Below are 10,343 nucleotides of genomic sequence, written 5' to 3'. Positions count from 1 at the left end.
ATTTTTATCTATGCCAAGTATATGAAAGGTTAGCCATTGCACCAAAAAGTCAAGTAGTAGCCAAAAGACCAGCTTTAAGAGATGATGAGCTTCTAAGCACTAAAGAGTTTTTATATAACAGAGCTAAAAAATCTAAAGCACTATCTAGTGTAGAGCTATATGAGCTCTTCATAGTGCTATCTAATCTTGGGCTAAGACCTGCTGAATACTTTGCTATTGAGCTAGGAGATATTAGTTTTGAATACGATACTATCACTATTTCAAAGGCAATTAAGACACATAAGGGTGCTGGAACTATCATAGGAGCTCCTAAGAACGGACAAAGCAGGACACTACCTTGCGGAGAGAATGTTATGGAGGTCTTTAGAGCTATAAAACAACGCTTAGAAATAGCTAAGAGCGTAAGTAAAGCTGAGGCTAGAAAACTCTTTACAGAGACAAAAGATGACCCAGTGCTTAAAATGACCTACTACTGGGTATCTCAAGGGGCTTATGATAACTGCAAAGATTTACCACTTGATAAGTGTCCTATAACCCACCTAAATCACGATACAGCAAATCGTATGTGGTGGGCTGTGAGAAACCATCTTGGATATTTAGGGACTAGCAATACTCACGGACTTTACGTATTACGCCATACAGTGGCTTCTAGGCTAGTGAGTTTGAAGGGATTTAACGCTCATAAATTGATGGCTTTTATGGGTCATACAGATATTAAAAGTAGCCTGCATTACATCCATCTAAATGTTGATGATATACGTGATGGCGTGGGAGTTGGCGTTTAGTTAAAATGTGGTAAAAGTCCTTGGTATTTGGTTGCGGAGGACGGATTTGAACCGCCGACCTTCGGGTTATGAGTGTTACGCGCTATTTTTATAAGTAGCCATTAAGCTACATTTGTTAAAATTTACCCTATGAAAGTATTAAAAAGCTCTACATTCGATAAGTGGTTACATAAGTTAAATAATCCTATTGTCAAGGTTTCTATATTAAGAAGATTGGAGCAGATAGAAACAAAAGATCATTTAGGGGATTATAAATTTATTGATACAGACTTATACGAACTTAGGTTTTTTAATCGTGGTGGGTTAAGGATATTTTTTACTTTTAACGGCGATGAAATAATTATATTGTTAAATGCTGGTGATAAAGATAGCCAAAGCGATGATATTAAAAAGGCAAAAGAAATTTTAAAGGATTATAAATGAAAGAAGAATTTACTAAATTTAATTTAGAAGACTATTTAACAACTGATGAGTTAATAAAAGAGTATTTAAATCAAGTCTTAGCCGATGGCGATATTGAAGAATTTAAAAGAGCATTATTTTATATAGCAAAGTCAAAAGGCATTGAAAACGTTGCAAAGAAAGCAAATTTAAATAGAGAAAGCTTTTATAAGATGTTTAAAGAGAATTCAAAGCCTAGATTTGAAAGTATATTTAAGGTTGTGAATGCTCTTGATATTAAGCTTGTTTATGCTTAATATTATTTTAGTCAAATTTAGTTCATTTCTATTTTTACATCTTTTTTAAGCTTTGTATTCTTTACTTGCCTGCTATCTCCCAGCCTTTTCATTATTAGTTTGTCGTTTGTGCCTATTATTTCAACTAAGTATTTATTAAATTCTATTTTTTTAATTATTTTTATATCGTTGTTTGTTAAATTTTTAAATCTTCCATTTAGCATTTTTTCACCGCTGTTGTTTTGGTTATAAAATTCTATGTTTATTATCCCTTGCTCTCTTGTGTAGCTCCATCTTTCGTGTATAAATTTGCCATCTTCTAGATCATAAATAAATCCGTCATCTTTGATTTCAACTTTCCATCTATTGCCTGCACTTGTCATAAAATTAATAAATTGATTGTTTTCTGATGAAATTTCCCATTTACCCATTATATTTACGTCTTCGCCAAAATCATAGCTTATTGCATTTGTTAGAAATATGAATATTAATATTAGCTTTTTCATTTGTTAATTTCCTTTTCCAACACTTTAACTTTTAGGCTTGATAAATAGTATTCTTGCTCTACTTCTGATAATTTTTCAAAATATTTTTCTAATTCATTTATTTTTGAAGTAGTTTCTTGCTGTTTATCAATATTTTCCATAATAAAATTATATAGCTTGGGTCTTGATTTTTCCCAGTTGTATAGTGTTCTTAGTTCGATTTCAAGTAAATTTGCTATCTCTTTTTTTTCCATAATTTTTGAAATTCTTTCACTTTTAATTTTTGTTTAAGTTACATTATGAAATAATTTCATTGTTCGTATGAAATGATTTCATATTTCCGATTTTATCGAAAGTATGTAAATTTTGCCCTGAATATGGCACAAAACTATTCTAGCCCCGTTTGGACGAAACACCTTTTCGGGGCTATGTTAAATGGTGTTTCAAAAATAAATAAATTAAAAAAGGTGTTAAAAATGCAAATCGTTAAATCTGACTATGATTTAAAATACATTCTAAAAGGTGGTCTTGTAAGAAGTTCAGCTTCTGGCAAGTTCGAAGGTAATGATTACTCTTCTTCAGTTCGTATCTCTTCATCAAATATCTATGACGTTGTCAATGAAAAGACTAGCTTTACCGATGAAGTAGAGCAAAAGGTTGTTTTTAAAATAATTTGCCCTGATAACAACACGGCTGGACTTGTAGCCAGTGCCATAAAAGAAAAATTTAGAAAAGGTGAAGAGATACCAGTTGAAGGTGGCTTCCCAAACGATCAAAGAATAATAACAATAGCAAATCCAGTTGAATATTTCTTATTTGACACAAAGCCAGCTAAAAAGGCTGAAAACAAGTAAATAAAGGGGTTTAGCCCCTTTAACTATTTATATAAGCGTGTTTCCTTATATAAGTAGTTAAGGCTACTAAATTTCTTAAAAAAGGATTTCAGATGAAATTTCTTGCTTCTGCTAAATCTAAGGTTTTAGCTGGTGTTGCGGCTGTTAGCGTTCTTTCAAGTAATGCTCTAGCTGCTGGTATTACTATGGCGGCTGACGGCACTGTTACAGGTGATCTTAACGTTGGTCCGTTTATGAGTATCGCTGGTGCTGTTCTTGTTGCTTATGGCGTATTCTTCGCTGTTAAAAAAGGTCTTGGTCTTTTGAAATAAAAGGCTTTTTCTCTTTGAAATGGTGTTGCCCCTTAATTGGGGCTAATTTTTAAAAAGGTTAAAAATGTATTTTGATTTTATAGACGTTACGAAATTTGGTATATTTTTAAACTCTTTCTTTGGTGCTGTTATAGTTTTCTTTGCGATAGTTTTTTCCATATCTTCAGCTCTTAGCCTTTTTAAAAATTAGCCCTTAAATTTATAGCTTAAAGCAGAGTGCGAAGCAAAGCTTTAAGCTGACAAACGAAGTGCGTCAGTAATGAATAGGAATTAAATATTATGGATAAAGTCTATCTAAATTTAACACTCGAGCAATATAACTTCTTGATGTCCCTTACTGGGGCATTATGTGGGTTTTTACTCTGTATGTTTATTTTTATAGTCCTATCCAAAATTTAAAAAAGGTGTTTAAATGTTTATTGTAATTGGCGTTCCAGCTTTTGACTACTTTTTCTCGATATTTATTTGGTTTATGATCTTAACTCTGCCGATCTGTGCTGGCTTAGTCCTATTCACAAAGAAGGTTTTTTAAGGATTTCTTATGAAATTTCTCTTAAAAATTCTTTGCCTGCTTAGCTTGTTAAGCTCTTTAGGTTTTGCTTTTAATTGGCCTGATGCTTCTAGTATTGGTTCATATCAAGGTAATTCTTTAAGTAGATATAATTTTGGTTTTTATGTTGATGCTTTATTAATGCCTGATAGTTTTATAAAAATAGATAACGATGTTTATCAACATAATGGTTTTAATGTTGAGTTTATTGATCTTTCTTTAGGTGTTTCTTGGGCTGGGTTTCAATTTGATAGTAAGAATTTAACTTTATATTCTTATTTTTCTTCATTTGGGCAAAAATCTTTATATTGTTTATTTAATAATGGTGTTAATAGTGGTTCTTGCAAATATAATTCTTCATCTTTTCAAGGTGCTTTAGATGTTAGATCTGTAGCTTTTTCTTATGTTAAAATTTATAGTCTTTCTAAATTTACTACTTGTAATGCTGGCGAGAATTTTAACACTAATTTAAAACAATGCGTGCCAGCTTGTTCAGCTGGTCAGTCTTGGGATGCCGAAAACAATCTTTGTTATGCTGATTGTTCTGATAAAAATTTAAATAAATATGGTTATCCAAACGGCACAGCTCAAGGCGGTTGCGTTGATTGTTCTAATGCTTTAAGTGATGCTCAAATAATGCGTTGCGCCTGCTCTGGTTTTGGTTCTTCTTATAATCCTGGTGTAATGTTGATTGATCCACCTTTTAAATATGGTAGTTGCTTAGATGGTAAATTAATTCGTTTTAAGCCTAGATTGAATGATAATGATAAAGACAAAGACAAGAAAAAAGATAACAATTCTACAAATTCAAGCGATAAGGGTAAAGATAATCCTAAACCTGACAAAGATAAAGATAAGAAAAATGATAACAACTCTACAAATTCAAGCAATAAAGACAATAAAAAAGAAGATACTAAACCTGACAAAAAGGACAATAATGAAAACTCAAACAACTCTAGCGGAGAGAGTGGCAACCCTTCAAATAATAATAGTGGTGGCTCTGCTGGTAATGGTTCTAGTGGTGGCGGTGGGACTGGTGTAGAAACAAAGCCAAATCCTAATAACGGCAACGGTAAAGAAGACGGCAAGCAAGACGGCAAAGGCGAAGAAGGCAAGGGTGATGATAATATTGGACCTGCTAAATTAGATTATGAAGGTTTAAAAGCTAGTTCTGAAACTTTTGAAGGTCAATTTAAAACTGCCATTGATGATAGTTTTAGCTTTGTAAATGATGTAAAAGTTAGTTTAACGGATACTATTCAAAAAATTAAAGACGGAAATTTAATGTCTTTGAAAAAAGGTGCAGTGCCGACAACTTGCCCTTTGAGTTTTCAAATTGATATGACTTATTTTTCTAAGAATTTAACTTTTGATTTTTGCAAGATTGTTTCGCCAGTCTCTTCATCTCTTTATATTTTATTTTACTTGGCTTTCTTTATCTTGTTCTTGGTTGTAACTATTAAATTATTTATTTTAACGTTTATGGGGTGGTAGTCTATGCCAGCAATTATCGCAATGATTGTTAATTTTTTTGGTTTCTTTAAATGGGGCAAAATTGTTGATTATGCTCTTCGTGCTGTTACTTTTTCTAAAATGGTTATCATTAATGCCATTTTGGGCGGTTTAATCCTTTCTTACGCAACCGCTGTTCTTTACATAATAAATTTTATATATTCTAAATTTAATTTTGTGGTTGATTATGTTAATAATCTGCCAACTGGCAATGATAAAGTTTTAACTACTGCTTTGGCTTTTATAAAATCTCTTGGTGCTTGGAATGCTTTTTGTGATGTTATGGCTATTTTTTCGCCTATCTTTTTAAGCTTTTTTCTTATCTACGCTACAAAGATAGGCATTGTTGTCTTTAAATTTGTTCGAGAAACAATTTTATCTTTTGTTGTTGCAAAGTCTTAAAAAATGATTACGTATTTAATTGGCAACCCTGGAAGCGGTAAAACATATTACGCAGTATATATGATTTACCAGCTCTTTCTTTACGAGCCAAAGAAAACATTTTTAACTAAATTTGTTAAGCCTAAAGAAAAGCCTAATTATTCTTTTTGCTACACTAATATTAATGAGTTTAAATTTGAGCTATGCGATAAATTTAAGAAGTTTGACTTTGATGAATTTTATTTAGGCTTAAGAAATTTATATGCTCTTTATAAAACTGGTGCTACCGATAATGAAGTAAATGAGAAAGCTAAAGAGTTAAATTTATATGGTTGTGTATTCGTGCTTGACGAGTGTCACAACTTTTTTAAAAATCAAAAGGATGAAATTTTAGTTTGGTGGCTTACATATCATCGCCATTTATATCAAGATATCTATTTAATTACTCAGGATCTAACGCTTGTAAATAACGAATATAAACGTATAGCAGAGAAATTTTATAGAGCTTCGGACAGCTCACGAAGATTATTTTCAAAAAAGTTTCGTTATGAAATTTATGCATCTTATAGGCTTTTTAAAAAAGATAGATTAGAAATTATCAATATCCCATTTCTTCAAGAAGTTTTTGATTTATACCACTCAGGGCAAAGCTCAAATAAAAAATCATTTGTTCGTTTTTACTTTTTCTTAGCTTTTTTACTCTTTATTTTTCTCTTGCTTTTCTTTTATTTTGTTGTAATGTCTTTATTTGAAACTGATAAACCTAAAAACGAGAATTTACCTATTGAAAACAAAATTCCTTCTTTTGCTCCAGTTTCCGAGCAATCTAAAAATTCAAGTTTATTCTTTGATGATAAGAAATCTAAAAACAATAATATTGATATTCCTGAAATTTACATTTATGATATTACTTGCCTTAACAATAATTACCATTTTGACGACGATTACCACTTATATCCATTGTCATTAATCACCTACATATCTTCAACTCACAAGCCATTATATTTTTATTTCGAGCCGAAATCTCACGAGCTTGTTAAATACTATTACGTATTTGACAAGCCAGTTTTTGCAAATTTAATCCAAAAAAATAACAAAGGTGTTTCCGATGAAAAGTTTAATCAAATTCCTAATTCTTCCTTGTCTGCTATTAAATAGCCTTTTTTCTGCTGAAATTTACACTGATTTGCTAGATTTCGCACGTTTAACAAGTAAGGCTAACAATATAGCTATTGTAACTGATGAGAGCATTCATCAAGGCGAATACTACTTTATCTATCAAGACGAAGTAAAAATCACGATTTCGATGTTTAGAAAGATGCTTGAAGCAAAGAATTTATACCTTTATAAAAAGGATAATTTCTACTATGTAAGCTCTCAAAAATTGCCTGATTACGATCTTAGGCGTATCGATCTTAAAAACTACGTTGTTGAAGATGTCAATAAAATTTTAAGTCAGTTTGATCTAAATGCTACCTATGCGACCGCTTCAAACTCTGTCTTTTTTAGGGCTGATGATTACATTTTTGATCAAGTTAAAGACGCTATCGCTAAGATAGATAAAAGCTTGGAGCAAGTAACATTTAAGCTTATAATTACCGAAACAAATTTAAAAGATATAAAAGATTTAGGCACAAATTTACAAGGCTTACTTAAGCCACTTAATCACGGCGATTTAGCCTATTACATAAATTTAATTACTTCCCCTTACATTACTAATTCAAACGTCATTAAAAACGATGATAGTGCATTTTTTGGCATATTAAATTTTCTTGATACAAACGGCATTACAAAAATCATCTCTTCGCCAGTCTTGACGGCAAAAAATCACACAGAAGTTTATTTTAGTTCCGTTCAGAATATCCCTTATCTTGTTTCAAAAACTGATATATCAAACGTAAATTACCAAAAAACGGACAGCTATGAGTATAAAGACATTGGTTTAAAAATCAACTTAAAACCTATAATTTTATCTGATCATATCGATTTCGACTTACATTTAATCCTCGAGGATATCCTTTCTCAAAGTTCATCTTTAACGCCCATTGTTTCAAAGAAAGAGCTTAAAAGCTCATATTCTCTTAAACGTGGCGACGTTCTAGTTCTTAGCGGCATAAACAAAAAGACCACTGCTAAGCAACGTAATGGCGTTCCTATCCTTAAAGATATTTGGCTTCTTAAGTATCTTTTTTCAGTAGAGCAAGACAGCGAGATCAATTCTGTTTTAACTCTCACAATTCAAATTTTATAAGTTTTAAGGGGTGCAGGGGTCGCCCCTGCAAAAGGCGAGTAATAAGCTTTTTAGTTCGTCCAGCCTTTTCGAGCCGTGCAACAAACGATCCAGCTGGGTCATAAAAGCCCCCTTCGCCTAAGTGTGTTTTGGCGTAGCCAAAAAGCCAACCATTTGGCGGACGAAGTCCGCCAAATGGTGGCTCTTGTCAAATTAATAAAAAACTCTTACCTTTAAGGAAGTGACTATGCGAGCAAGGAATTTATACGGTGTTTCGCCCTTTGATGTAGAGCTTTGTCAAGAGAAGCTTGATAATCAAAGGGAGTATATGCGCTCTTTTTCTTTTGTCAATAGTTTAGGGCAGGTTAGAAATTTGCTTGATATTTCAATGTCAGCAAACTTTAGCCCGAAATATTACGCTGAAGTTTCAAATCGTGTAAATGTGTTTAGCTCATTTGCGATCGATAATTTTCAAGTGCCAGTTTTCTTAACTATTACATTAAATGGGTGTTTTAGGGGTGCTTTAAGTGGTTATTACTCTAAATTTAAGCCTATTGATTATAAATATCTGCCTGATGAAGTTAAATATAAGGCTAAAAATTCAGCATCTTTAACTATCTCTGATTTGGTTGCTGTTCTTAATTACCAGTGGAATTTGTTTATTATGCGATATTCAAGAAGATTTAAAAAAATAGATAGAAGTTATATAAGGTGTTTTGAGCCACACAAAAAAGACGGCGTCCCACATATCCACGCTTTATTTTACGTCCCAGCTTATACGTTAGATTTTATGAAAAGAATTTATACAAATATCTTTTATGCTCCACAAAATTTAAAGACAGATGCCATTACAAGCGAGCAAGAGAAAAATGGAGAATTAAACGGCTTTCAAACTAGCATTAATAATCCTAGTGGCTATGTAATGAAATATATTCAAAAGACTTTCATAAATTTAAAAGAAACACAAGATTTTGATGAGCTTTCGGCGTGGTATGTAAAGCATAAGGTTAGACGTTTTTTAAGTTCACGCACTAAAGTGCCTTTGTGGGTATATAGGAAGATTAATTTTATTAGTTCGATGCAAGACTTTTACCATTTAAACGACCTAACAAATGATCCTAGGGCATTGATAGAGTGGAATAAAAAAGATGATTATATTTATATAAATTTACCTTTTAACAAAGAAGAGATCATTTATTTAAATGGTAGGTTGGAGCATTACATTGGTGGTAGGCTTTTGAATTTTTACGATAGATTGAAAACTGATAGCCAAAAATATGAAGATGCAAGCGATGAAATAAAGAATTTTGGCAATACTCTAAAACAAAAGCAGGTATTGAAAATTTGCGATGAGCTGTTTAAAACTGAAACACGAGTTAAGCCAGTAAGTAAAATGCGAGATTATGAGCTAGTAAATTACTATCAAAACTTGGGCGGTGATGTAAACGTTCAGCATTTAGCCTATGTTGAAAATTTAATGCTTGATAGAGAATTAGACAACTTCACTCATTATCGCCAAAAGCACGATTTAAATGCCCCTGATATTGATAGCTTTGTAGATCGTTTCCTAATTTGCAATGAGTTCTGAAAATGTCTTTAAATGATCTTTTTGATAATTACATTAGCTATTACGAGCTTATTTTAAGTTCTTCTACTCTTAGAAGTGATATAGCTACTTATAACAAGCATTTTAAAAACTCACTTGGTTTAAGGGATATAAGAGAGATAAATTTTATTGATATTCAAAAGTTTTGTAATGGTTTAATAAAGCAAGAATACAAGATTAAGACAATTAAAAATATCGTTGCCAAGCTCAAAGTTATTTTTAAGCTTGGCATCAAACTGGAGCTAATAATTAAAAATCCTTGTGATTTTATTGAGCTTCCAAAATTTGACAATAAAAGATATTTTGATTATTCGATAGCCATTCAAAAACGTTTTATAAAAGCTATTTGCGAAAACAGCGATCCAAACTCTGATATATTCTTTTTCTTGCTTCACGGCAGGCGTAAAAATGAAGTATTAAGCCTTAAATTTAGTGATATAAATTTTAAAACAAGGACTTATACTATCCCTTTTAAGATCAATAAGGCGAAAAGAGATATGATTTATAAGATGAGCGATGAGCTATATACTAGGCTTTATAAAAGATATATAGTAGCTAAAGATCAAAAACGTTTAAATGATTATGTTTTTATCAATCCTATGACTGATGATAAATTTAAAGATTTACGTAAAAGCTGGGCTTCACTTTTAAAAAGAAATAATCTACCAAAGATAAGATTACACGATATAAGGCATTTAATAGGCACTTACTCAATTAATTATCTTAAAATTCCTATCGAGCAAGTTTCATTTACTCTAGGGCATACAAATATAATTACAACTCAAAAATACATAACCGCAAACGTTAAAAAATCTCAAGAAACTATCGAAATTTTGCTTAACTCAATTTCAGTTTAATTTAAGCGTTTTAAAAAGTGGCTCGGAGTGCCGATAAAATCGGTATTTGGTTGCGGAGGACGGATTTGAACCGCCGACCTTCGGGTTATGAGCCC

13 protein-coding genes are annotated in these 10,343 nt (G+C 31.8%); 11 read left to right on the top strand and 2 right to left on the bottom strand.

Going from position 1 to position 10,343, the window contains the following annotated elements; translation table 11 throughout:
* The 3 genes from FZ945_RS09620 to FZ945_RS09610 all read left to right on the top strand — a co-directional run.
* Nucleotides 1-785 (top strand): tyrosine-type recombinase/integrase (locus tag FZ945_RS09620; RefSeq protein ID WP_148804148.1); only part of this gene is annotated, 785 nt, incomplete at its 5' end.
* A 129-nt stretch (nucleotides 786-914) separates the two neighbouring features.
* Nucleotides 915-1,208: a type II toxin-antitoxin system RelE/ParE family toxin gene (locus FZ945_RS09615; protein WP_012139914.1), complete on the top strand. Its 294-nt coding sequence runs from the start codon at nucleotides 915-917 to the stop codon at nucleotides 1,206-1,208.
* Complete coding sequence (locus tag FZ945_RS09610; protein WP_148804146.1) at nucleotides 1,205-1,483, top strand: addiction module antidote protein; 279 nt, start codon at nucleotides 1,205-1,207, stop codon at nucleotides 1,481-1,483. The genes FZ945_RS09615 and FZ945_RS09610 overlap by 4 nt, the downstream gene beginning before the upstream one ends.
* Nucleotides 1,484-1,500: 17 nt before the next feature.
* Here FZ945_RS09610 and FZ945_RS09605 read toward each other — a convergent pair whose 3' ends face one another.
* Together FZ945_RS09605 and FZ945_RS09600 are read right to left on the bottom strand one after the other, a co-directional pair.
* The gene (locus tag FZ945_RS09605; protein ID WP_148804144.1) at nucleotides 1,501-1,968 is read right to left on the bottom strand and encodes a transcriptional regulator; all 468 of its coding nucleotides are present in this window, start codon (nucleotides 1,966-1,968) and stop codon (nucleotides 1,501-1,503) included.
* Nucleotides 1,965-2,201, bottom strand: coding sequence for a TetR/AcrR family transcriptional regulator (locus FZ945_RS09600; RefSeq protein ID WP_148804142.1), 237 nt, complete (start codon nucleotides 2,199-2,201; stop codon nucleotides 1,965-1,967). The genes FZ945_RS09605 and FZ945_RS09600 overlap by 4 nt, the downstream gene beginning before the upstream one ends.
* Before the next feature lie 222 nt (nucleotides 2,202-2,423).
* On the opposite strand from FZ945_RS09600, the gene FZ945_RS09595 reads away from it, so the two are divergent.
* The 8 genes from FZ945_RS09595 (at nucleotide 2,424) to FZ945_RS09560 (ending at nucleotide 10,248) form a co-directional block, all read left to right on the top strand.
* Nucleotides 2,424-2,801 carry a hypothetical protein gene (locus tag FZ945_RS09595; RefSeq protein WP_262367218.1) on the top strand — a complete coding sequence of 126 codons (378 nt, stop codon included), beginning with the start codon at nucleotides 2,424-2,426 and terminating at the stop codon, nucleotides 2,799-2,801.
* A gap of 92 nt (nucleotides 2,802-2,893) precedes the next feature.
* Nucleotides 2,894-3,112: a hypothetical protein gene (locus tag FZ945_RS09590; protein ID WP_148804140.1), complete on the top strand. Its 219-nt coding sequence runs from the start codon at nucleotides 2,894-2,896 to the stop codon at nucleotides 3,110-3,112.
* A 541-nt stretch (nucleotides 3,113-3,653) separates the two neighbouring features.
* Nucleotides 3,654-5,156: a hypothetical protein gene (locus FZ945_RS09585; RefSeq protein WP_148804138.1), complete on the top strand. Its 1,503-nt coding sequence runs from the start codon at nucleotides 3,654-3,656 to the stop codon at nucleotides 5,154-5,156.
* 3 nt (nucleotides 5,157-5,159) lie between these two features.
* On the top strand, nucleotides 5,160-5,576 hold the full coding sequence (locus tag FZ945_RS09580) for a hypothetical protein (RefSeq protein ID WP_187424197.1): 417 nt from the start codon (nucleotides 5,160-5,162) through the stop codon (nucleotides 5,574-5,576).
* A 3-nt stretch (nucleotides 5,577-5,579) separates the two neighbouring features.
* On the top strand, nucleotides 5,580-6,713 hold the full coding sequence (locus FZ945_RS09575) for a zonular occludens toxin domain-containing protein (protein ID WP_148804136.1): 1,134 nt from the start codon (nucleotides 5,580-5,582) through the stop codon (nucleotides 6,711-6,713).
* A complete protein-coding gene (locus FZ945_RS09570; RefSeq protein WP_148804134.1) occupies nucleotides 6,664-7,806 on the top strand; it encodes a type II secretion system protein GspD in 1,143 nt (380 codons plus the stop codon). The genes FZ945_RS09575 and FZ945_RS09570 overlap by 50 nt, the downstream gene beginning before the upstream one ends.
* Before the next feature lie 226 nt (nucleotides 7,807-8,032).
* Nucleotides 8,033-9,373 (top strand): rolling circle replication-associated protein, encoded by a 1,341-nt coding sequence (locus FZ945_RS09565; RefSeq protein ID WP_148804132.1) that lies wholly within the window; start codon nucleotides 8,033-8,035, stop codon nucleotides 9,371-9,373.
* Between the two features lie 2 nt (nucleotides 9,374-9,375).
* Nucleotides 9,376-10,248, top strand: coding sequence for a tyrosine-type recombinase/integrase (locus FZ945_RS09560; protein ID WP_148804130.1), 873 nt, complete (start codon nucleotides 9,376-9,378; stop codon nucleotides 10,246-10,248).
* Nucleotides 10,249-10,343 lie beyond the last annotated feature (95 nt).

Source organism: Campylobacter concisus (genome assembly GCF_902460535.1).
GTDB lineage: Bacteria > Campylobacterota > Campylobacteria > Campylobacterales > Campylobacteraceae > Campylobacter_A > Campylobacter_A concisus_AS.
The sequence above is the reverse complement of the archived record's forward strand: the minus strand, read 5'-3'. Positions and strand labels throughout refer to the sequence as shown.